We start from the raw sequence: 23,496 nt of genomic DNA, 5'->3' as shown, positions 1-23,496 counted from the left end.
ATCAGTCACAAATTAAAAAAATGTCACCTAAAACCTCGCAAAAATAACGTTTTTTTTTTAACTAGTTATTAATATTCTCTAGGTCCAGCAAAAATGCGTACTCTTCGGCATCTTCCTTTAAGGCTTCAAAACGTCCTGAAGCCCCGCCATGACCTGCAGTCATATTGGTTTTAAGCAGTAATTTGTTACTGTCGGTTTTCAATAATCTTAGTTTAGCTACCCACTTAGCTGGCTCCCAATATTGCACTTGTGAATCGTGCAAACCAGTGGTCACCAAAATATTGGGGTAATCTTGGGCTTTGACATTGTCATAAGGCGAATAGGATTTCATGTAGTTGTAATATTCCTCTTCATTCGGGTTCCCCCATTCGTCATATTCTCCTGTAGTTAAAGGGATGCTGTCATCCAACATGGTGGTAACCACATCCACAAAAGGAACGGCTGCAATTACCCCATTGTAAAGTTGAGGCGCCAAATTTATAACAGCTCCAATAAGCAATCCACCTGCACTGCCTCCCAAGGCATATAAATGTTCTTTAGAAGTGTACTTCTCAGATATCAAATGCTTTGAGCAGGCAATAAAATCTGTAAACGTGTTTGTTTTGGTCAATAATTTTCCATCCTCATACCATTGGCGTCCCAAATATTCACCTCCACGAACATGTGAAATCACATAAATGAATCCGCGGTCCAACAAACTCAAGCGAATGGTTGAAAAATATGGGTCAATGGTTGAACCATAAGAACCATAGGCATATTGCAACAATGGATTGCTACCATCCTTTTTTATTCCCTTGCGATACACCATAGACATCGGAATTTTGGTGCCGTCATCGGCAGTGGCCCAAATACGCTCGGAAACATAATTTTCCTTGTCGAATTTACCACCCAAAACTTCCTGTTCTTTCTTTACCGTTTTTGTTTTGGTAACCATGTTGAAATCGATGGTAGATGATGGCGTTGTCAATGAATTGTAGCCATATCTTAAAATATCGGTATCAAAATCTACGTTGGTTCCTGTATACGCTGTATAGGTTTCGTTATCAAAAGGAAGGTAATAATCTTCTGTGCCATCCCAACGGATGATTCTAATTTCATTCAATCCATTGCTACGCTCACTAACCACCAAAAAATCCTTAAAAATGTCAATATCTTCAATCAGCACATCCTCACGATGCCCTATAACCTCTTGCCAATTTTCAATTTCGGTAGCCATTTCAGGGGTTTTCATCAACTTAAAGTTGATGGCGTTATCTGAATTGGTTACCACATAAAAGTTATCACCATAATGCGAAATACTGTATTCCACTCCCCTAATACGTTCTTGGAACAATTTGAAACTTTCGTCAGGTGTATCGGCATTTAAAATATGGTATTCGTTCGTTAAAGTACTGTAACAAGCTATCACCAAATATTTTCTGGATTTGGATTTGTATACGGTCACTCCAAAGGTATCATCCGTTTCATGGAACACAAGGGTATCATTGGTTTCATCATTGCCTAACTTGTGTTTGTAAATCTTGTCAGATCTTAAAGTTTCCGTGTCCTTTTTAGTGTAGAACAATGTAATATTATCATTGGCCCAAGAAGCAGAACCTGTCGTATTTTCAATAGCATCCGGCAATATTTCATTGGTTACCAAATTTTTCACTTTCAATGTGTAATTTCTACGTCCAACAGTATCCAACCCAAAGGATATAAGTGTATTATCAGGACTTACATTTAGTCCCACCAATCGAAAATAATCATGACCTTCTGCCATTTCATTACAATCAAAAAGCAGTTCATCCTCAGCTTCTAGAGTTTCCTTTTTTCTTATGTAAATAGGGTAATCTTTTCCTGTTTCGTATTTTACAATGTACCAATAACCATTGTATTTATAAGGCACAGATTCATCGTCTTCCTTGATTCTAGACTTCATCTCCTCAAACAACTGCTCTTGAAATTCCTTGGTATGAGCCGTCAGTTCATCACAATAGGCATTTTCGGCATTCAAATAATCAAGAACCTCCTGATCCTCACGTTGATTCAACCAAAAATAGTCGTCTACTCTAACATCACCGTGAATCTTTAACTCTTTAGGAATACGTTTAGCAACAGGGGGCTGTACCTTTACTTGTGTCATTAAGTTTATTTTTTGAAGAGTGCAAAAATAGGGTTTTAATTACAATTTGGCTGTTAACTTAATATTAATGCTTTTTTTGGAGAGAATTGGTAATTTTGCAGGAAACCATAAAATTGAATATTATGTTTGGAGATATGATGGGCATGATGAACAAATTACAGGAAGCCCAAAAGAAAGTTGAAGCTACTAAAGAGCGCCTAAATACGGTATTAATTGACGAAGCCAGTAACGACAATAAATTGAAAGTTACCATCACCGCCAACAGAACCATAAAATCCATTTCCATTGACGATGAATTGCTTGAGGACAAGGAAATGTTGGAAGATTATTTGTTGTTAACCCTTAACAAGGCCATCGAGCGCGCCACTACCGTTAACGAAACCGAAATTGCTGCCGTAGCCAAAGAAGGCATGCCAAACGTTCCAGGAATGGACATGTTCAAATAAGTTAAAATTTCAAGGTTTTTAAACTGGATAAAAAATAGTCATGCATTTGCGATGTATAATCCAAATGTGTGACTATTCTTAGTTTACCTCCTCCCATTCCAATAATGTGGATGTTTTTATGTTTTAAAGTATTTACAAAAACATCTTCTTCAAGTCCCTCATTCAACTCAAAAATTACAATGTTGGTTTCAATAGGCTCAATGCTTTTAATAACCGGAAGTTCCTTTAAAACTGCTCCAATTTCTTTGGCTTTGTCGTGATCTTCTTGAAGCCTTTCAATATGATGATCTAGAGCATACAGTCCCGCAGCTGCCAAAAATCCCACCTGACGCATATTGCCTCCAAAAAGTTTTCTATAACGAATAGCGTGCCCCATAATATCCGCATCACCAACCAACACAGAACCTACTGGACAGCCCAAACCTTTACTCAAACACACCGAAATGGTATCGAACAGCCCACCGTATTGTTGGGTACTTTCCTCTTTTGCCACCAAAGCATTCCACAACCTAGCTCCATCCAAATGGTATCCCAATTGATTCTCATTACAGATTTCCTTTATACGTTCCAATTCCTTAAAATCCCAACACGCACCACCGCCTTTATTGGTCGTGTTTTCAATTTCTACCAAAGACGTATGGCTGTAATAATATTGCGGAGGGTTGATAGCTTCCTTAACCTGATTGGCCGTAAACATACCTCTGTGCCCGTCAATTAATTTACAGGACACACCGCTATGAAACGATGCTCCTCCTGCTTCATAATTGTAGATATGGGCATATTTATCGCAGATAACCTGTTCACTTGGATTGGTGTGCAATTTTATTGCCACTTGATTGGCCATGCTTCCCGAAGGAAAAAACAAAGCACTTGACATTCCAAACATATTTGCAATCCGTTCTTCCAATTCAAGGACCGTTGGGTCTTCCCTAAACACATCGTCACCCACTTTAGCAGCCATCATGGCCTCCATCATTTCTGGAGTTGGTTTTGTTACCGTATCACTTCTTAAATCTACTATCATATCAATCTAAAACATAATTACACATATCGGTTCCAATGGGTGAGCCATCTGGAATTTTTGGCGCAACTTCAATCTCAAACTCCTTAGGCTCTTCCTTGAATTCATCAATTAATCTAATATAATGAGTTGCATAGCTGTTTTTGCTTTGCTTGAGTTCTGCATAAATAGTGTCCAAAGCATTGCTAGCAATAGCATTCACTTGGAAATAGGCCTTTTCTGTAACGGCCAAATTCATTATATATTTTAAAACATTCACATTAACCATCTGCTGTACTTCATTTAAATAAGCATCTTTATATGTTTTATGAAACGACTTTTCAATCAATTCATTTAAAACGTCTTCCAGACCTATTTGATTTTTATCCAAACTCTTTTGCGTCACTAATCTATTGGCTCTTTCTGGATGTAATAACAATTTTAAAGTCATCTCACTTGAGGTTGCTGCAGCGCTTAACGGATCAAAAGCCACACCTACCTTTCCTGAGAAGGATTCGCGCCCTCTGTTATATTGAAAAGCCCGTGGCGGAAATAATTCCAATTTATCCTTCGGAATGGCTAAATTTTCTGCAGATAGTGTTCCTAAAACAGCTTCCAAAGCCTCCTTTTGAACTTTTGCATCCACTATTTTTGTAGTTAATTGCCCATCGCCTTTTACAGCATAATTGTAATCCAAACCACCCACTACTTTTGCAGCAGCCTCTGTTTGATATCGATGAAAGAAATACAGTGGCACAAACACATCTTCCAAAACCGAATAAGGCTCATAAGTCCTGATATTACTCACTGAAAAATTGGCTATGGCTTGTTCCCTAACCTTCATCACCCGATTTAATTCTTCAGAGGCACTTTCTCCGTTATCCCATAAATGGGCCAACAAATGGGCACCTCCCTGTGCTCTAGCATCGGAATCAGTGATAAAACGCAGCCCTTCTTTTTGAGCTGCATCCAAAATAGCATTTAAAGCTTCTCCATCATTTGTAGTATTTGAAAATTCTGAATAGCTGTAAGCCACCGTAACCTTATCCCAAATTCCTATTCCCGTTGCATAGGCATTAGTTAAATCGATATTCTTTCCTTGAAGTTCTATCAATGGATGGGGATAATCCATTACCGAAGCCCTGTCATTGGCACTAGCTGCAAAATTATGGGCAAAACCCAATGTATGCCCTACTTCATGTGCGCTCAATTGCCTAATTCTTGCTAATGCCATTTCCAACATTGGTTGGTAATTATCATCACTCTTAGCAAATGGTTGATTCAATAAAGCTTGAGCAATCATAAAATCCTGACGAATCCTTAAACTCCCTAAACTCACATGACCTTTGATGATTTCTCCTGTTCTAGGATCTATGACGCTGCTACCATAGCTCCATCCGCGAGTTGAACGGTGCACCCATTGAATCACGTTGTATCTGCAGTCCATAGGATCTGCATCAGCGGGCAACATTTTTACTTGAAAAGCATTTTTAAAACCTACCTCTTCAAATGCTTCATTCCACCAACTAGCACCCTCTAATAACGCCGAACGCACGGGTTTCGGTGTACCGGGATCCAAATAATAAATAATAGGCTCTTTGGCCTCACTTATTTTTTCATTCGGAAACTGCTTTTCCAATCGATGTCTAATGATGAAATGTTTTTTTATAGGCTCTTGAATTGGGGTAGCATAATCCAAATATGATATAGAAATCGCCCCACTTCTAGGATCAAAAACCCTTGGTTGATAGCCATCATCTGGCAATTCCACAAAGGAATGATGTTGAATCACACTCACTAAAGATGGTGTTGGTGTAACGGTTCTCAGTTTAGTTCCCGAAGGTTCCCCTGAGAAGGTCAACAAGGCCTCAAATTCTACATTTTTGGGAAACGCCTTAGTTCTTTCCAAGGACAAAGCGCTTTTACTTAAATCTACCTTGTAGTTTCCTTCTTTTGAGCGTTTCAGTGTATTGGCTACCTCATGTCTGTCCTCCAATAAAAAAGGCGTTAAATCAATGATGTAAGCTCCATTACTTTCCTTCTCTATCTTAAACCCAAAAAGAACTGATTTTGCAAAAGCCTGCTCAATGCTTTTTTTCTCCAAGTCATTGTCTGTATTAGCCCTGTAATCAATATTTCTTTGCACCAACAACAGTTTGTTTCCTGCTTTAGTAAAGCTCACCACCCTATTATCTCCAAGCTGCCCCCTATCCAAACCAATATCATTAGAACCAACCCCTGTGGCTAAGGAATTCACATACAGAAATTCGGTATCTAATTTATCTACTTCCAAATAAATCTTGTCCTGCGCTTCTTCGTAATAAAAATTAAAGAATCCCTTATAGGATTCTAATTGCTTCCCTTCCAAAACTTGTGAAAATACTGAAGATATATAGAGAAAAAATACAATTGCTAATAGCTTGTTTTTCATAGAAAATAAATTAGTCTATAAAACTAATTATTTAAATGGCGTATTCAAATTATTACCAAAAATTGTGAAGTGTCTAAGATGAGCTTTTTTGAATTCCCACTCCTTTTTAGTATTTTATTAATTAATCATTAAATAATTGCAAAAACCTCATTTTTACACACCTATTATTATATTTTTCAACCAACTTAAGTTAAAACTTATCTTTATTTTAGAGAAAATTAGCACAAATGAAATCGAAAATTACAAATCCATTATTTTCCTCGTACATCAAAAATGAAGGCCTTTTCGATGAAATATTTGATGACAACAAAAAAGTTCGTAAAACCTACAAGAAAATCTTTGAACTATATAGAGACCATTCCAATTCGGATTATGCAGCTTTGAATGAGAAGGCCAAAGCCGCCTTTTTCAATCAAGGAATTACCTTTCAAGTCTACAGGGATTCACAAGCTCAAGAAAAGATTTTTCCTTTCGATTTATTTCCCAGAATCATTGAAGCCAAAGAATGGAAAACCATTGAAAAAGGAGCTTTGCAGCGCAGTAAGGCCTTAAATGCCTTCCTTTGGGATTTATACCACGACAAACAAATTATCAAAGCTGGAATAGTTCCTATGGAACTTATCAGTTCCTCGGCTAACTACTTGAGGCAAATGCAAGATTTGGATCCTCCAGGTGGCATTTATAATCATATTTCAGGAACCGATCTCATAAAACATTCCGATGGCAACTACTACGTTCTTGAAGACAATATTAGATGTCCTTCGGGGGTTAGCTATGTGATCTGTAATAGAAATGCCTTAAAGCGTGCCTTATTCGGGGTATTTAACCACTACCAGATCCACAATGTCACCAATTATGCCGAAAATTTATTGGAAATCATGGAATCGGTAAAACCACATGGCGTTGACATTCCAACCTGCGCGGTGATTACGCCGGGCATTTACAACTCGGCCTATTATGAGCACTCCTACTTAGCCAAAACCATGGGAATAGAATTGGTGGAAGGTCGTGATTTGTTCGTGGAAAATGATTTCGTCTATATGAAAACCATTACTGGTCCTAAAAAAGTAGATGTTATCTACCGCCGTATTGACGATGGCTTTATAGATCCTTTGGAATTTAGGCAAGACTCAGCCATTGGGGTGCCAGGACTGTTTGCAGCCTACAAAAAAGGAAATGTCAGTTTGGTGAATGCTCCAGGAACAGGTGTTGCCGACGACAAAGCCATTTACACCTATATGCCAGAAATCATTAAGTTTTACCTTGGCGAAAAACCTATCCTCAACAATGTTCACACCTACCACTGTAGTCGCCCAGACGATTTAAAATATGTCTTGGAAAATGTTGACAAATTGGTGGTAAAACCTGTAGATGAAGCTGGTGGTTATGGTATTTCCATTGGAAACAAACTCACTAAAGAGGAAATTGAAAACGTAAAAATAGTCGTTAAGGAAAATCCTCGAAAATACATTGCACAGCCCATCATGTCGCTTTCTGTACATGCCACTTATATTGAAGATTCCAATTCCTTTGAGCAACGCCATATCGACCTAAGAACCTTTACGCTTTTGGGTAACAATAAGGAATTTGTACTTAAAGGCGGACTAACACGTGTTGCACTTCAGAAAGGAAATCTAATTGTGAATTCTTCGCAAGGAGGAGGCTCCAAGGATACCTGGGTATTAAAAAAATAACACAATATGCTAGCAAGAGTAGCCAATAATCTTTTTTGGATGGGACGTTATATTGAACGTGCTGAACACACAGCCCGTTTTATGAACGTGAATTACTTTTCGTCGCTTGATGCACCGAATAAACTATCGCAGTCCCGAAAATTTGTATTACAATCTATAGCCACAATGGTTGGAGATGTTCCAAAAAAAGAAAAAGATCTCAGTGAAGAAGATATCATTTTTAATGTAGGCTTAAACCCAGAAAAGCCCTATTCCATTTTTAACTGTATAAAATATGCACGAGAAAATGCCAATACTTCCAGAGATTCCATGTCCACAGAATTTTACGAATCCATTAATAAGTTTTATCACTATGTCAATGATTTCCCTAAGGAACTTTTAATTAAAAGTGGACTTCACGATTTTACTACACATGTTATAGAGCAGACCTCAATTTTAAGGGGAAGAATACGCAGCACCTTATTACACGACGAAATTTATGCCTTGGTGCTCCTAGGAATCAACATTGAACGCGCCACACAAATCATCCGCATCATCAAAACCAAACACGAGGACGCCCAAAAGGCCTTGGGAGGCTATTCCAAACCTATTGAAAACAGTTTTGAATGGACCACCCTTTTAAAGTGTTGCGAATCATACGATATGAACAGACGGTTTTACAAAAAAACGCCTAATCAAAACACTACGCTGGAATTTTTGTTACTCAACCCCAATTGCCCCAGATCTGTGATGAATTCCTTAAATCAAATACAAAACCATATGGCAACCATAGATTCCTTAAAGGAGCGAGATAAAACATCGGCAGCCTTTCTTGTTGGAAAAATGCGGGCAGAATACGAATTTAAAACCGTGGAAGAAATTGAAAAAGATGTTTCCAAATTTATAGATTACACTTTACAGGGTTTAGCTAACATCTGCACAAAATTAGATTATGAATACTTCAACTATTAACTTTTTTTAACTCAAACTGTTCCTCTCAATAGGTTATTTTTGCATCCCTATTTTATTGAAGACATGGCATTTGACTACACTATTAAATATAAGTCCAATAATACTTACGAAAACCCAGTTTTTGAGGCATATTGGCAATTTATGATCATTCCTGAAAACAATGTTTCCCAAAAGTTGGTGTTCAGTGATTTTAAAACTTCCGTTAATGCCCGAATCGAAAAATCCATCAACGGTTACAACTTTCAAACGGCCAGGATTCATTGTAAGCAACCCTTTGAAGATATTCAGTTTGAAGCGGAATTTAAATTGACCAAAAAGGAAATCAATCCGTTTCAGTTCACCTCTAAATTGGAGCCTTCACAAGAATTTGAAGCTATCAACAATTTAACCTTCAAAGTTGAACACGAAAGTTACCTTACCCCCACAGAGCTTACCAAGCTACCATCTAAACATCTAGACCTCTATAAATTTGATCCGTCAATTTCAATTTTAGACAATCTTGTTGCCCTCAACAAATGGACTTACCTATATATCTACTTTAAAGCTGGCGTGACCCATATTGGTTCTTTATTGGATGAAATTATTGAACATCGTCATGGAGTTTGCCAAGATTTTTCACATCTGTTTATTGCCCTTGCACGTCAAAACAACATTCCTGCCAGATATGTTTCCGGATACCTACATCAAGGAGATGGCTTTTTTGGAGATTCACAAATGCATGCTTGGGTAGAAGCTTATATTCCAGAAGTCGGATGGGTTGGTTTTGATCCTGCTAACGATATTTTGGCCGATCACAACCACATAAAGGTTTCACACGGAAAAGATTACAACGATTGTTCACCAATTAAAGGTGTTATCTATTCCTCTGGTAAAAATGAAACCCAACATTCCGTAGAAGTCACCTACGAACAATAAAAGCTACCAAAGGTTTAGTCATTTCAAAAATGTGTGTTATTTTTGAAAAAAAAAATTAATCTTTATGACTACATCCGATCAAATAAAAGATCTTGTAGAACGCCTGGGAGCGTTGAGGAGGTATCTTTGACATTGATGCCAAACTAATCGAAATTTCTAACGAAGAAGAAAAAACATTCGACCCTAATTTTTGGAACGACTCTAAGCAAGCCGAACTAATCATGAAATCCCTCCGGGAGAAGAAAAAATGGGTTGAAGACTACAACACTTCAAAAACACTGGTTGAAGATTTAGAAGTCCTTTACGAATTCTATAAAGCCGATGATGTTTCTGCTGAAGAAGTAGACGCTCAATATGCTAGCGCTTTAGAGATTATTGAACGCTTGGAATTCAAAAACATGTTGTCTGATGAAGGTGACAGTTTAAGTGCTGTATTGCAAATTACTGCTGGTGCTGGAGGGACAGAATCCTGCGATTGGGCAAGCATGCTTATGCGTATGTATTTGATGTACGCCGAAAAAAACGGATTCAAAGTAAAGGAACTTAACTTTCAGGAAGGTGACGTAGCCGGTATTAAAACCGTAACCTTGGAAATTGAAGGCGATTTTGCCTTTGGTTGGCTAAAAGGTGAGAACGGTGTACATCGTTTGGTGCGTATTTCTCCTTTCGATAGTAATGCAAAAAGACACACCAGCTTCGTGTCCGTGTATGTGTATCCTTTAGTGGACGATACCATTGAAATTGAGATCAACCCTGCCGATATTGAAATTACAACAGCAAGATCCAGTGGTGCGGGAGGACAAAATGTAAACAAGGTGGAAACCAAAGTACAACTTGTTCACAAACCTACAGGGATTCAGATTTCCTGTTCCGAAACACGTTCGCAACACGACAACCGTGCCAGAGCCTTACAAATGTTGAAGTCGCAGTTATATGAAATTGAGCTTCAAAAACAGATGGAACAACGCGAAGACATTGAAGCCGGTAAAATGAAAATTGAGTGGGGAAGCCAAATTAGAAACTACGTAATGCATCCATATAAATTGGTGAAAGATGTCCGTACGGGTCATGAAACCGGTAATGTAGATGCCGTTATGGATGGCGATATCGAACCATTTTTAAAAGCATATTTAATGATGATGGGACAACAGGAAGCTCCCGAAAATTTATAAACAACATGATTGAGATTTATCACAACCCAAGATGTAGCAAATCCCGAGAAGGCATTGAAATCCTAGAAACTTACGGAGCGCCATTTAAGGTGATTAAATATCTTGAAGACACTCCTGACAAAGCACAAGTGGCCAACTTGGTGAAACTCTTGGGGATTTCACCTATTGAATTGGTTAGAAAAAATGAAGCTATTTGGAAAACGGAATTTAAAGGGAAAGACCTTAGCGATGACGACATCATTACGGCTATGGCAAACAACCCAAAACTTATTGAACGTCCAATAGTTATTAAAGGAAACAAGGCCGTTGTTGGAAGGCCTGCATCCAAAATCCTTACCATTCTATAGCCCTTTCTTTAGGGTTTCTTTAACATAACTTTAACCTATGCTGGCTAAACCTTAAGCTATTTTTGCGGTCAAACACGTAAAAATAGAGGTTTATGCATAGGTTAATTTTGTTTTTTATACTCTTCACATTAGGAACAACTACAGTAGTTTCCCAAACTAGCGACAGCCAAAAAAGGGAAATGGAACGCTACAAAGAAAAACTAGAAGAGGAAAAAGAAAATTTCATTCAAGAATTAGTGGATAGTTTGGAAGTGGACGACTTCCAAAAACACATTATCAGACAAAAACTCTACTCCTATTTTGATGCCAAGCAAGAGCTTTATGAGGCTCGTTTGGAAAGTTATGTTCTACAAGAACAACTTGCCGAGCTTGACAGAACCCATTTTGCAGATTTAAAAGACATTTGTTCGGAAGAAACCATCCAGAAAGTTCAAGACGCTGTCCAACATCCACAAGAGCAAATTAAGAAGAATAAAAAAAACAAACGAAAGAGAAAAAAAGCTGACAACTAGAAATGAAGTATTTATTAACGACCCTTATTGCTTTAATTTGCTTAAGCAACAGTATTTACGCCCAAAAACACAAGGAAATTGTAGTTACAGGAAAGGTTATGGACGCCGATGTGAACCTACCATTGGAATATGCCACGGTTTCCTTTTTTAATACAAAAGAAAACAAAATAACCACTGGAGGTGTTACCGATACGGAAGGTAATTTTTCCATAAAAGTGCCCACAGGAACTTATAACATTTCTATTGAATATATTTCATACAAGAAAAAAACACTAGAAAATAGAACTCTAGACCACAACACTAATTTAGGAACCATCAACCTATCGTTGGACGTGGAATCCTTAAATGAAGTAGAAGTAATTGCCGAACGTACTTCTGTGGAAATCAAACTGGATAAAAAAATCTATAATATAGGAAAAGACATCACCACTGCCGGTGGTACGGTCAGCGACGCTTTAAATAATGTGCCCTCCGTTTCTGTAGATACCGAAGGAGCTATTAGCCTACGTGGTAACGAGAACGTGCGTATTTTAATTAATGGAAAACCTTCTGCCATGGCAGGTTTTGGAGACTCGAATATTTTAAGTCAGTTGCCTGCTGAAGCCATTGAACGCGTAGAGGTAATCACTTCTCCTTCTGCCCGCTACGATGCTGAAGGAACCGCTGGGATTTTGAACATCATCTTACGTCAAAAAGAGACCCTTGGTTTTAATGGTTCGGTGAACTTTAACCTTGGTACACCCGATAATGTTGGGTTAACAGCCAATTTAAATTATAGAACCGAAAAGTTCAATTTGTTCTCAAATATTGGGTGGCGTTATTTTGATGCTCCTGGATATTTTTTCAGAGATGTGAACTATTTTGACAAGGAAGAAGATGGTGTGATTGAGGAACCGGAATTCCGTCGTATTCGTGAAAAGCAAGAAATGGAGCGATTAAACAGGAACTACAACGGAAACATTGGGATTGAATATTTCCTAACAGAAAACTCTTCGCTTACTGGTAGTGTATTCTATAGATATGGGGAAGATGCCGATCTTTCCACAAACAATAGCCAGCGCTATGATAATGATGGTACTGAGGTTGAAAAAACGCTTCGTCGCGAAAAACAAACTGAAGATGACAACAATTACCAATTCTCTTTGAATTACATCAACCATTTCAACAAAGAAGGACATCAAATTACGGCCGATTTTCAATACGAAAACGACCATGAAAACCAATATACCTTTATTAATGAGAATTATGTTTTAACAAACCAGACCACCCCTGAGCCTTTTCAATCTGAACAAATATTTTCGATAGAAGACAAGAATGAATTCCTTTTCCAAACAGATTATGTGCTTCCTATTGGGAAAGATGCTCGATTCGAAGCGGGCTACCGCGGAAATTTCAAGAATTCAGTGACAGATTATGTTTTGGAACAGGAAGACCTTGATACTGGAGACTACCTGTTGAACGAAACCCTTTCCAACATTTTTGACTACACTGAAAACGTAAACGCGGTATATACACAATATGGAAACAAGTTTGGAAAGTTTTCATTCCTTTTAGGATTGCGTTTGGAACAAACGCAACTTAAGGGAAAAATTGATTCCAGGTTAACGGAAGAGGAATTGAACGAGGCTTATGGTTTCCCCATTCAAACTAATTTTAAGAAGGACTATTTAGGATTGTTCCCAACGCTAAATGTGATTTACAACCTTTCAGGAAACTCATCAGATTCAGAAGAGAACATTTCTTTTGGTTACAACCGAAGAATCAACAGACCTAGAGGCTGGTTTATCAACCCCTTCCCTACACGATCTAGTCGTACCAATGTATTTCAGGGAAACCCTAACCTAGAACCAGCTTTTGCGAGTGCCTTTGATTTGGGCTATCTAAGACGTTGGGATAAATTGACCTTTACGGCTTCGGTATACTACCAGCATGAAACCAATTCTTTTGAACGTGTTGAAGAAAATACAGGGCAACAAACCAGTGACGGAATTGATATTATTAGAACTATTCCCGTAAATCTTTCTACAAATACAAGAACTGGTGGAGAATTTGGAATCCTATACAATCCAAAAAAATGGTTACGATTAAATACAAGCTTTAACTTTTTCCAGTTTAACACAGATGGGGACTTTAATGGTGTAGACTATAGTGCCAAGAACAACAGTTGGTTTGCAAGATTTAGCTCTAAAGTTACTCTACCTTACAAAATAGATTGGCAAACCAATGCCCATTATAGAGGTGCTGTACAGGATGCTCAAAGTGATACCGATGGGATTTTCTCTATGGATTTGGCCTTAAGTAAAGAGATTATTAAAGACAATGCCACTATTTCGTTAAACGTAAGAGACGTATTTAATTCCCGTAAACGAACTTCGTTAACAACAACCGAGTTCTTTACAAGATACAGTGAAAGCCAATGGCGTCAGCGCTCTATAAACCTATCGTTTATATACCGTTTCAACCAACAAAAGCAACGTCAATCAAGACAAAACAATGGTAATGGTGGAGATGATATGGACTTTCAAGGATAGTTCCAAAAAAGATTAGAAACAAAAAAGGAAGCCAAATGGCTTCCTTTTTTTATATTGTAAAAAAACAATCGTAAATTAACTGTTAATACGACTTGCCTTTTTTTCTTCTCTCATTTCTTTAAGACGTTCCATTAAAGCTCCTCCAATCCAATAAGGAATTACAAACGTCAATAAAAATATCATTAACCAGAATCCAATAGTCAATATGGTTAAAAATGCTAAAAATCCTAAATACTGATCAAACTCAAACATGTGGTGTCTTTTTTATAACTCCCGCAAAGATAACACAAAGTGTTTTGTTTTACAATAAGAGAATGAATTTTATTAACATAATATTAGGAATGCTCATATAAAGCCAAAACCATAGCAAAACAAAGGCATTTTAATATCTTGTGAATAACTATTTTACGCAAAACCTCTCGTGCTTAAATGACTAAAAGTTCTCAAATCGTAATTCTTGATAACATTTAGTTTTCAGATAATTCCTTTACCTTTTTTAACGCTTTCGGAAATGTCTCATTGAAATAACCATCAAAACCAGGCACCGTATCCAACTTGACTTCCAACAAAGTGTTTCCTTCATTTTCAGTCAATGTATAAATCTCTTTGGAACCTGCCCAAGACTTTGTTTGTTCATCAAGTGGTTGCTCTTTACCATCCTTGAACATTCCCAAGTGTTCAAATGCCATCAATTCGTTGGGTTCCATTTTATTTATTTTACTGAACATCCCCTCTCCTTTTCCGTCCAGAAACAAAATCTTGCCGCCTTCTTTCCAATCGGTTTCAAAATGGGAACCTTCCGTAAATACACTTGTCCAGTTTCTGTAATTCTCATCTTCCCAAAGGGCCTTCCAAACTTTTTCTTTTGGCGCTTCAATAGTAGTAGAAAACGCAATTGTCTGTAACATAATTTAAATTATTAAGCATTTTTATTAAAACTCACCATCCACATCACACCAAATTGGTCTATTACCATTCCAAAATAGTCACCCCAAAATACATCTGCCATCGGCATGGTAATTTGACCTTTTTCCGAAAGGCCGACAAACAGTTTATCAGCTTCTTCTTTGGTTTCCGCTGAAATTGAAATATTAATGTTCTGTCCAAAACTTACCTCTCCATAAGCAGGATGATTGTCACTTCCCATCAATATGTCATGCTTCCCAATAGGGAGAGAAACATGCATGATCTTGTCTTGATACGCTTCGGGAATTCCCGGTCCACTTTCCCCTGGAGGAATTTCGTTAAACCTTCCCAAATACACAAACTCCCCTCCAAAAACCGATTTGTAAAAGTTAAATGCCTCTTCGCAATTACCGTTGAAAGTCAAATAAGGATTTATAGCTGCCATAATTTCAAAACTATTTCACCTTAATTAAGGTTTGGGTGTGGTGTGATACGTAAATAGGGCTTCACTTCGGTATAACCCTTTGGGAACAATTTGGCGATTTCTTCTGTAGTTACCGAGGGTGAGATTACACAATCATCGCCTGCTTGCCAATTAGCTGGCGTTGCCAATTTATGATAAGCCGTAAGCTGCAAAGAATCTATCACGCGTAACAGTTCATCAAAATTTCTACCTGTAGACGCTGGATATGTAATAATCAATTTCACTTTTTTATCCGGATCAATCACAAACACCGATCTTACCGTAAACTTTTCACTGGCATTGGGGTGAATCATATCATAAAGCTCTGATACTTTCCTATCTTCGTCTGCAATGATTGGAAAATTCACAGTTGTATTTTGTGTTTCGTTAATATCGTCAATCCACCCCTTGTGGGATTCCAGTCCATCTACACTCAAAGCTACCACTTTAACGTTGCGTTTGTCAAATTCCTTCTTGTACTTAGCCACGGTCCCTAATTCGGTGGTACACACTGGTGTATAATCGGCTGGATGGGAGAATAAAATTCCCCAACTATCCCCCAGCCATTCATGAAAATTGATATCTCCTTCGGATGATTGCGCCGTAAAGTTGGGCGCTTCATCTCCTAATCGTAATGCTGCCATAATAATTGTTTTTTAATTCCTCTTTAAAGGTAGCAATAAAGCTGCTGAAAACGAAACAGTTAACACAAACATCACTTTTTATTCATCTTAATTTCAACACCTTAAAACACCTATCAACTACCTTTTCCATCTCCAAACTTTCACCATAAATACAAGGAATTTTCATCTCAAACACTATTCAAATTTGATATAGAAAACCACTGTCAATAATTGCGGATTCGTTATTAATTCACCATCAAATAACTTAAATTTGTGTTTTTAAATAAAATCCTAATCATCATGAATTATAGAATAGAAAAAGACACCATGGGTGAGGTACAAGTGCCTGCAAACAAACTATGGGGTGCACAAACCGAGCGTTCAAGAAACAACTTTAAAATTGGAGCACCTGCTTCGATGCCATTGGAAATCGTTTATGGATTTGCCTACCTTAAAAAAGCGGCAGCCTATACCAACTGTGACCTTGAGGTACTTTCTGAAGAAAAAAGGGACTTAATTGCTCAAGTATGTGATGAAATTCTAGAAGGAAAACATGATGACCAATTTCCATTGGTAATCTGGCAAACTGGTTCTGGTACCCAAAGTAACATGAACGTTAATGAGGTTATTGCCAATAGAGCCCATCAAATTGCTGGAAAAGTGATTGGAGAGGGAGAAAAAACCATTCAACCTAACGATGACGTAAACAAGTCACAATCTTCCAACGATACGTTCCCAACAGGAATGCATATTGCTATCTACAAGAAAATTGTAGAAAACACCATTCATGGAGTAATCAAATTACGTAACACACTTCATGAAAAATCTTTAGCTTTTAAAGATGTGGTAAAAATTGGTAGAACCCACCTTATGGATGCCACTCCACTTACTTTAGGTCAAGAGTTTTCTGGTTATGTATCGCAATTGGATCACGGTTTACGTGCTTTAGAAAACACCTTACCTCACTTAGCTGAATTGGCTCTTGGAGGAACTGCTGTTGGCACAGGTCTTAACACACCTAAAGGTTATTCGGAATTGGTTGCTGAATACATTGCAAAATTCACTAACCACCCATTTGTATCTGCTCACAACAAATTTGAAGCTTTGGCGGCTCACGATGCCTTGGTAGAAACCCACGGAGCATTGAAACAATTGGCTGTTTCCTTGAATAAAATTGCGAACGATATTAGAATGATGGCTTCTGGACCACGTTCAGGAATTGGAGAAATCATTATCCCAGCAAACGAACCAGGAAGTTCTATCATGCCTGGAAAAGTAAATCCAACCCAGTGTGAAGCTTTAACTATGGTTTGTGCCCAAGTAATGGGTAATGACGTTGCTGTAACTGTTGGTGGTACACAAGGACACTACGAATTGAATGTATTTAAACCAATGATGGCTGCCAACGTATTGCACTCTGCACAACTTTTGGGTGATGCCTGTGTAAGCTTTGAAGAGCACTGTGCTTCTGGCATTGAACCAAACCACGCCGTTATCAAGCAATTACTGAACAACTCCTTGATGTTGGTAACAGCTTTGAACACCAAAATTGGTTACTATAAAGCGGCCGAAATAGCCAATACTGCCCATAAAAATGGCACTACTTTAAAAGAAGAAGCCATCAATTTAGGGTATGTAACCGCAGAAGACTACGATGCTTGGGTGAAACCAGAAGATATGATTGGAAGTATCAAATAATTGGCTCCAAAATTCAAAAACTGATAAATATCATGATATCAGATGAAAACGCCGACAATTGATGTCGGCGCTTTTTTTTTAACAAAAAATTGAAGAAATTTGAAAAAAATACTACGTTTTGTCAATACTTATCAAAAACATTAAGGAATTGGTACAGGTTCGAGAAACCAATGTAACCATTGTAAAAGGTAAGGATATGAAAGTCTTACCAACCCTAAAAAACGCCTATTTACTTATTGAACATGACACTATTGTGGAGTTTGGCCCTATGGAAGATTGTGAAGACATCTACGCCGAAGAGGTAATTGATGCTACAGGCAAAACAGTGCTCCCTTCTTGGTGCGACTCACATACCCACATTGTGTATGCGGGCAATCGTTCCAAAGAATTTGTAGACCGCATCAATGGGCTTAGCTATGAAGAAATAGCTAGCCGTGGTGGCGGCATTTTAAATTCTGCTGAAAAACTACAAAACACAAGCGAAGAGGAACTTTATAAACAATCTTTGGAGCGTTTGAACAACGTTATCAAACTTGGAACAGGTGCAGTTGAAATAAAATCTGGTTATGGATTGACAGTTCCTGCCGAACTCAAAATGTTACGTGTCATCAGACGTTTAAAGAAAGAATCCCTAGCCTTTATAAAACCCACTCTTTTGGCTGCTCATGCAGTACCTACAGAATATAAAAATGACAAGCAAGGCTTTGTGGATTTGGTTGTTGATGAAATGATTCCGAAAGCTGCCGAAGATCGGTTGGCTGATTATATAGATGTGTTTTGCGAACAAGGATATTTTTCCTTGGAAGATACAGAACGCATCCTAAAAGCAGGAATAGAACATGACCTCATTCCCAAAATTCACGTGAATCAATTTAATGCGTTTGGAGGCGTTGAATTAGGTGTAAAATACAATGCGTTGTCCGTAGACCATTTAGAGGAAATGGTCCCCGAAGATATCGAAGCCCTCAAAGACAGTAACACAATGCCGGTGGCCCTGCCTTCCTGTTCTTACTTCTTAAGCATTCCTTACACACCTGCCAGACAAATTATTGATGCTGGATTGCCTTTGGCTTTGGCATCCGATTATAACCCTGGTTCTACCCCAAGCGGCAATATGAACTTTGTAGTAAGTACCGCATGTATTAAAATGAAAATGACTCCAGAGGAAGCGATTAATGCTGCAACTATTAACGGAGCCTATGCTATGGGAATTAGTAATATGTATGGTAGTATTTGTAGAGGTAAAAAAGCAAATGTTATTATTACGAAACCTATTTCAGGCTACGAATACCTGCCTTATGCCTTTGGCGACAATTTGATAGATCAAATCATCATCAATGGCCAACTTCTAAAATAATTGTATAAAAAAAGCCGAAAGTTAAACTTTCGGCTTTTTGCTATCAATCAATCAAAATCTGTGGTTTACTGAAGTGTAAACTCTGTAGTAGATATTAATTCTTTTTCATTGAAAACGTTTACTACATAACGTCCTTCTTCAAAGTTCTCATCAGCTGGAGCAACAAACTCACAAATATTCAAACTTCTGTTCTCGTAGTTAAACTTGCTTATCAAACTATAGTTTAACACTTTATCTTCAAATTGAATTTGCTCATTGGCACCCAATACATTGTCATGTGGATCCAATACCTGAACATACAATTCTTTGTCGCCTGCTCCTACCAAAGTGTTTTTGGCAACGGTAAAACAAACTCTAATTTTATCACTTCTACGAGCTCTTTCAGTAGGAATCAATTTTCCTGAGCTTCTTTCAATTACTCCAAAACCTTTCAAACCTACTGTTTGCAAAGTAGAAGCATTAGCCATTACGGTTGCCAATTCTGTATTCTCAACCAAAAGAGAATCCGTAAACATGGTACGTTCTGCCAATTCTACTTGTGTACTGTCCAAAGACGCTGCCAAAAGCAATTTTTCAGCTTTCAATTGGTCGTTTTCAACCAAAAGTTGATCAAACTCTTCTTGTAGGGCCAAAAACTTCTTTTTGTATCTCCATAGACTGTTTACACTGTTTTGAGAGATTTTTAATGAATCCATCAAGCCTTGGATACGCTCTCTAGCTTCTACCAAGTTCTCATTGGCTACTTGATTTTCATTAATGGCAATGTCATACTGCTTTGCCATGTTGGTTAAATCGGCCATCACCTGATCTTTTTCCTTGATTAGTGTGGCTTCAGTTTGCTTTTTGTCAGTGTACAGTTTAGAAGTATAAAATCCAGTCCCGATAAACAGAACCAATAAAATACCAATGGCTACCTTTAATCCCGTACTCTTACTGTTTGTATTCTCCATAATTGTTCTTTTTTTAGTGAGTGTAACGTTAATTCTTAATTGTTTTGTGAGTCGAAAATAAATAAATAAAACTGTATTTTTACGTTTTTAAAACTAAAAATCCTACATGGATCAACTTATACTTTTTAAAGACCAAGATTTAAAAAACCTAACTAAAAAAGGTTCAGCCGATTCCAAGTTTGGGGCACAGGTCAAATTACTTTCGGGCCTCACAAATATATACGACGATATTGTTAATTTGGACGTTGACTATGTTCTTTTTGGTATTCCTGAAGATTTAGGAATCTTCGCCAACACCAGTAAAATAGGGACTTCGAAGACATGGGAAGTGGTTCTAAAAAATTTAACAAATAGAAACCGTAATACTATTACTACACCTGAAAAAGTACTCATTCTAGGGTCTTTAGACTTTAAAAAAATCCAAAAAAAACTACTTTCCTACGACCCAAATAGCAAAAAAGATATTGCTAAAGCGCGACGTAAAATGGAGTTGATAGATCAAAAAGTATCCTATGTTGTCCATCAAATCATCAAAGCTGGAAAAAAGCCTATAATTATCGGAGGCGGACAGAACAATGCCTATGGAATTCTTAAAGGTGCATCCCTTGCACTCAACACTAGATTGAACGCCATTAACCTATCTTCTCAAACTGGTTTTGTAAAAAAAGAAGGAAGACACAGCGGAAACGGTTTTAGTTACGCATACGCCGAAGGATTTCTAAAGAATTATTTTGTGCTTGGCATTCATGACGAAGCAACTGCTGAAACCACTCTAAGAACCTTGGATAAACTAAAAGCTGTTAAATATGGTAAGTTTGCCGCTTTACAGCAGAAATACGATAAGCAACTACGTCGTGCCACCAAACATATCACTGCAGCCTCATTTGGCTTGGATATAGATTACGGCATTGTCCATGACATTGAACCAACACCTACCTCCATTCCTGTTGAAAAGGCTCAGGAGTTTATAACACATTTTAGTTCCATGCCAGAGGTTTTGTACCTCCATATAAGCAACGCCGTTTTAAATTCTGAAACGGACAAAACGGTGGCATTCAACGTGACCAACATGATTGTGGATTTTATAAATGGGAACTCGCGTTAATACAAATCAACGCATTTTAGTTTTGTACACTTTTTAATGAATCCAACTGACGCTCCAAACGTTCTATTTCTGCCTTATTGGGATCAACTTTTGGAATGACTTTTAAAGAATCTTCTACCTGTTCTTGTAGGACATCAATATTTTTCGATTGTTCTACATAGTACTCCCCTATCCCTTCACTGGAACGCCAAGCTTCATTCAGTTGGTCGTACACAGCCTTGTCCCAAGTACTAGGACGCTTTACGTCAATCCAAACCACATCGCGATACTCGCTGTCTACCAAAGCTAAATCTGGAGTTGCCGCGCCATCAAAATTTTCAGAATCCTCACGTACCGCAGAAATAGTTCCTAAAAAAAACATGCGTTTTTTACCCGCAATATTTTTAATATAAGGGCGAAACTCTACAGGTTTGTTCACACTCCAATCAAATTCCTTCCTAGATTCAATTACTTTTAGAGGCATGGCGGAAACCCCGGCATACCCTTGCTTTTTAGCTGCATGGTCGTAATAATACAAGGCATCTGTTCCGTCTGCAGGTATGAATACGCTAAACGTTAAACTGGTACGCTCATCGCCAACCGGCTCTAACCCAAACCAATGGTACAAACCACTATAAGCTCCTATTTTCGTATCCGAAAAATCACAATCGGTTACGAAAGGTTGCTGGTTTTGGTCGTCTGGAAGATTTGGAATTTTAACTGCTGTTTTCATGTTCCATGGCAACGGATCTGAAAAACCACCCAAAAATTTTAAGGATTCAGCCTGGATTCGTGATACCTTTTCGGAAAGAATGTTTTGTCTCAAAAGAAAATCATAGCCTTGCATGTTATCTGGACTTACAAAGGTTCCCTTGCCAATAAAAATACGTTCTAAATAATCCTTGAAATCATGCTCTCCGTTTTCAATAATCATCACACCTCCAAAAGTTGGGTAAGGAAAGAAAAAACCATTCCATTTAATAAGGCTTACCACTTCTACCCATTTATCGGAATCATCCTTCATATAAAACACATCGCCTGGCTCATAGTTTAGCAACATCCACGGATTGAATTTCTGTACTACCGCATTGTAGGTGTTTCTACTGAATTTTAAAGACTCGCCTATGGAAAAGGTTACCGGAATTCTATTGTCACTTGAAAATCGAGGAAATGGCGTGGTACTGGAAACCGCAAAGACTTCTTCTGTATTGTCATTGATACGTTGCCACACATATTTCTCGGTTGGCTGAATAGCCATGGTCCATTTGTTTTCGCCATCTACCCTAACCAAATGTGGCAAGGACACATCCTTGGTTTCGCCAACACTTTCGTTGGCCATGGAAAAAATATTCTGAAGCGGTTGGATGCGCTCATTTTGTGTAAGGGGCAAATCGTCTATCTCCACTCTGTTTAAATGGTTAAAGACGTTATAGGTTTTCATGTAATCGTACATTTTAAAATGCCAACCCAAGGCATATAGAAATGCAAAAAACACCAACAAAAGCCCTAGAATTAGAATTCGTTTTCCTGTATGGGCTTGATTACGGAATTTATACAACCCAAAGGCCAATACAATTCCCGACAACAAAATGAAAAAGATATATTTTCTAATGAACAACAGCGCTGGTTGATAATCGTCTCTTAAAATGAATAGTGCAAGCAATATCACGATTCCCAAAATGACAGTGATTTGTTTTTGGCGCTTTCCTTTGTTCCAGTAATTTTTTATCATGGTAGAGTTAGTTCAATTTATAATAGCCCCTTGTCCTTTAAGCGCTCGCGAGCACTTTTTTGTTCCTTATCGGTTGGAGGTGTTTCTTTGGGTAATGCTTCCTTTGGAGCTTCCTTATCCAAGTTTTTTTGTTTGAAATCTTCAATAAAATCCTTCCCTTTTTCTAGGGTTTCCTGAACCATGCCCTCTAGGGATTCACTTTGTTCATCAATGACCTCATTCGACTTGAATATCAATTGTGCCAAATACGTACCTAAAATAGTCCCTACAATCATTGAAGCAAACAGGGAAATAGCAGCTAGGTCAATGGGTAATAAAAATTGAGCAATGACTATAGCGATCAAAAACAAAAATGTAATGGATACCAACCGGATTAAAAACGATTGCTTATATACAAAACCCGTTTTATCTTCGGCCTTCATCTGCAGCTTTTTGGAATTAATTATTTTGTTAAAAGTACGATACATTCCATTTCCGTTGGACTCACGCCAATAGATAAGAAGTCCAAACAGAATTGAAGCAATAAATACAATGAGTTCGAGTGTCATGACAATGCTTT

The 23,496-nt window shown here is 37.8% G+C and carries 21 protein-coding genes; 11 read left to right on the top strand and 10 right to left on the bottom strand.

Annotated elements, in window-relative coordinates:
- Window positions 1-61: 61 nt before the first annotated feature.
- Window positions 62-2,125 (bottom strand): S9 family peptidase, encoded by a 2,064-nt coding sequence (locus tag AC6I5C_RS08485; RefSeq protein ID WP_497904777.1) that lies wholly within the window; start codon window positions 2,123-2,125, stop codon window positions 62-64.
- A 122-nt stretch (window positions 2,126-2,247) separates the two neighbouring features.
- Between AC6I5C_RS08485 and AC6I5C_RS08480 the strand changes: the two genes are divergently transcribed.
- Window positions 2,248-2,571, top strand: a complete 324-nt coding sequence (locus AC6I5C_RS08480; RefSeq protein WP_497904776.1) for a YbaB/EbfC family nucleoid-associated protein — start codon at window positions 2,248-2,250, stop codon at window positions 2,569-2,571.
- Between the two features lies 1 nt (window position 2,572).
- On the opposite strand, the gene AC6I5C_RS08475 is transcribed toward AC6I5C_RS08480, so the two are convergent.
- The gene (locus tag AC6I5C_RS08475; protein WP_497904775.1) at window positions 2,573-3,595 is read right to left on the bottom strand and encodes a threonine aldolase family protein; all 1,023 of its coding nucleotides are present in this window, start codon (window positions 3,593-3,595) and stop codon (window positions 2,573-2,575) included.
- Between the two features lies 1 nt (window position 3,596).
- Window positions 3,597-6,002 carry a zinc-dependent metalloprotease gene (locus tag AC6I5C_RS08470; RefSeq protein ID WP_497904774.1) on the bottom strand — a complete coding sequence of 802 codons (2,406 nt, stop codon included), beginning with the start codon at window positions 6,000-6,002 and terminating at the stop codon, window positions 3,597-3,599.
- 227 nt (window positions 6,003-6,229) lie between these two features.
- On the opposite strand from AC6I5C_RS08470, the gene AC6I5C_RS08465 reads away from it, so the two are divergent.
- The 7 genes from AC6I5C_RS08465 to AC6I5C_RS08435 all read left to right on the top strand — a co-directional run bounded on the left by AC6I5C_RS08465 (window position 6,230) and on the right by AC6I5C_RS08435 (window position 14,124).
- A complete protein-coding gene (locus AC6I5C_RS08465; RefSeq protein ID WP_497904773.1) occupies window positions 6,230-7,696 on the top strand; it encodes a circularly permuted type 2 ATP-grasp protein in 1,467 nt (488 codons plus the stop codon).
- Between the two features lie 6 nt (window positions 7,697-7,702).
- Entirely contained in the window at window positions 7,703-8,647 is a 945-nt protein-coding gene (locus AC6I5C_RS08460; protein ID WP_497904772.1) for an alpha-E domain-containing protein, read from the top strand.
- Window positions 8,648-8,710: 63 nt separating this feature from the next.
- A complete protein-coding gene (locus AC6I5C_RS08455; protein WP_497904771.1) occupies window positions 8,711-9,562 on the top strand; it encodes a transglutaminase-like domain-containing protein in 852 nt (283 codons plus the stop codon).
- Window positions 9,563-9,626: 64 nt separating this feature from the next.
- Window positions 9,627-10,734, top strand: a protein-coding gene (gene prfB / locus AC6I5C_RS08450; RefSeq protein WP_497904770.1) for a peptide chain release factor 2 whose coding sequence is annotated in 2 segments (ribosomal slippage) — window positions 9,627-9,689 and window positions 9,691-10,734 — 1,107 coding nt in all. Because the reading frame shifts where the segments join, the coding sequence is not laid out codon by codon here.
- A gap of 5 nt (window positions 10,735-10,739) precedes the next feature.
- Window positions 10,740-11,081: an arsenate reductase (glutaredoxin) gene (arsC, locus tag AC6I5C_RS08445; protein WP_497904769.1), complete on the top strand. Its 342-nt coding sequence runs from the start codon at window positions 10,740-10,742 to the stop codon at window positions 11,079-11,081.
- Window positions 11,082-11,173: 92 nt separating this feature from the next.
- Window positions 11,174-11,593: a hypothetical protein gene (locus AC6I5C_RS08440; protein WP_497904768.1), complete on the top strand. Its 420-nt coding sequence runs from the start codon at window positions 11,174-11,176 to the stop codon at window positions 11,591-11,593.
- 2 nt (window positions 11,594-11,595) lie between these two features.
- Window positions 11,596-14,124: a TonB-dependent receptor gene (locus AC6I5C_RS08435; RefSeq protein WP_497904767.1), complete on the top strand. Its 2,529-nt coding sequence runs from the start codon at window positions 11,596-11,598 to the stop codon at window positions 14,122-14,124.
- Between the two features lie 75 nt (window positions 14,125-14,199).
- On the opposite strand, the gene AC6I5C_RS08430 is transcribed toward AC6I5C_RS08435, so the two are convergent.
- The 4 genes from AC6I5C_RS08430 to AC6I5C_RS08415 form a co-directional block, all read right to left on the bottom strand.
- Window positions 14,200-14,376, bottom strand: coding sequence for a hypothetical protein (locus AC6I5C_RS08430; protein WP_168155232.1), 177 nt, complete (start codon window positions 14,374-14,376; stop codon window positions 14,200-14,202).
- Between the two features lie 215 nt (window positions 14,377-14,591).
- Entirely contained in the window at window positions 14,592-15,032 is a 441-nt protein-coding gene (locus AC6I5C_RS08425) for an SRPBCC family protein (RefSeq protein WP_497904766.1), read from the bottom strand.
- An 11-nt stretch (window positions 15,033-15,043) separates the two neighbouring features.
- A complete protein-coding gene (locus tag AC6I5C_RS08420; protein ID WP_497904765.1) occupies window positions 15,044-15,475 on the bottom strand; it encodes a VOC family protein in 432 nt (143 codons plus the stop codon).
- A 20-nt stretch (window positions 15,476-15,495) separates the two neighbouring features.
- The gene (locus AC6I5C_RS08415) at window positions 15,496-16,137 is read right to left on the bottom strand and encodes a peroxiredoxin (RefSeq protein WP_497904764.1); all 642 of its coding nucleotides are present in this window, start codon (window positions 16,135-16,137) and stop codon (window positions 15,496-15,498) included.
- Between the two features lie 279 nt (window positions 16,138-16,416).
- On the opposite strand from AC6I5C_RS08415, the gene fumC reads away from it, so the two are divergent.
- Together fumC and hutI are read left to right on the top strand one after the other, a co-directional pair.
- Window positions 16,417-17,814, top strand: a complete 1,398-nt coding sequence (gene fumC / locus AC6I5C_RS08410; protein ID WP_497904763.1) for a class II fumarate hydratase — start codon at window positions 16,417-16,419, stop codon at window positions 17,812-17,814.
- Window positions 17,815-17,932: 118 nt separating this feature from the next.
- The gene (gene hutI / locus AC6I5C_RS08405) at window positions 17,933-19,171 is read left to right on the top strand and encodes an imidazolonepropionase (protein ID WP_497904762.1); all 1,239 of its coding nucleotides are present in this window, start codon (window positions 17,933-17,935) and stop codon (window positions 19,169-19,171) included.
- Between the two features lie 65 nt (window positions 19,172-19,236).
- Here the strand turns inward: hutI and AC6I5C_RS08400 are convergent, their stop codons facing one another.
- Entirely contained in the window at window positions 19,237-20,121 is an 885-nt protein-coding gene (locus AC6I5C_RS08400; protein ID WP_053977973.1) for a DUF8428 domain-containing protein, read from the bottom strand.
- Between the two features lie 106 nt (window positions 20,122-20,227).
- Here AC6I5C_RS08400 and AC6I5C_RS08395 point away from each other — a divergent pair, with 106 nt between their 5' ends.
- Window positions 20,228-21,226, top strand: coding sequence for an arginase family protein (locus AC6I5C_RS08395; RefSeq protein WP_497904761.1), 999 nt, complete (start codon window positions 20,228-20,230; stop codon window positions 21,224-21,226).
- 16 nt (window positions 21,227-21,242) lie between these two features.
- On the opposite strand, the gene AC6I5C_RS08390 is transcribed toward AC6I5C_RS08395, so the two are convergent.
- Together AC6I5C_RS08390 and AC6I5C_RS08385 are read right to left on the bottom strand one after the other, a co-directional pair.
- Entirely contained in the window at window positions 21,243-22,937 is a 1,695-nt protein-coding gene (locus AC6I5C_RS08390) for a hypothetical protein (RefSeq protein ID WP_497904760.1), read from the bottom strand.
- Between the two features lie 17 nt (window positions 22,938-22,954).
- Window positions 22,955-23,485, bottom strand: coding sequence for a hypothetical protein (locus AC6I5C_RS08385; RefSeq protein ID WP_497904759.1), 531 nt, complete (start codon window positions 23,483-23,485; stop codon window positions 22,955-22,957).
- Between the last annotated feature and the right edge of the window lie 11 nt (window positions 23,486-23,496).

It is taken from the genome of Mangrovimonas sp. sgz306409, assembly GCF_059735265.1.
Note: the sequence above shows the minus strand (reverse complement) of the source record. Positions and strands in the feature narration are given on the sequence as shown.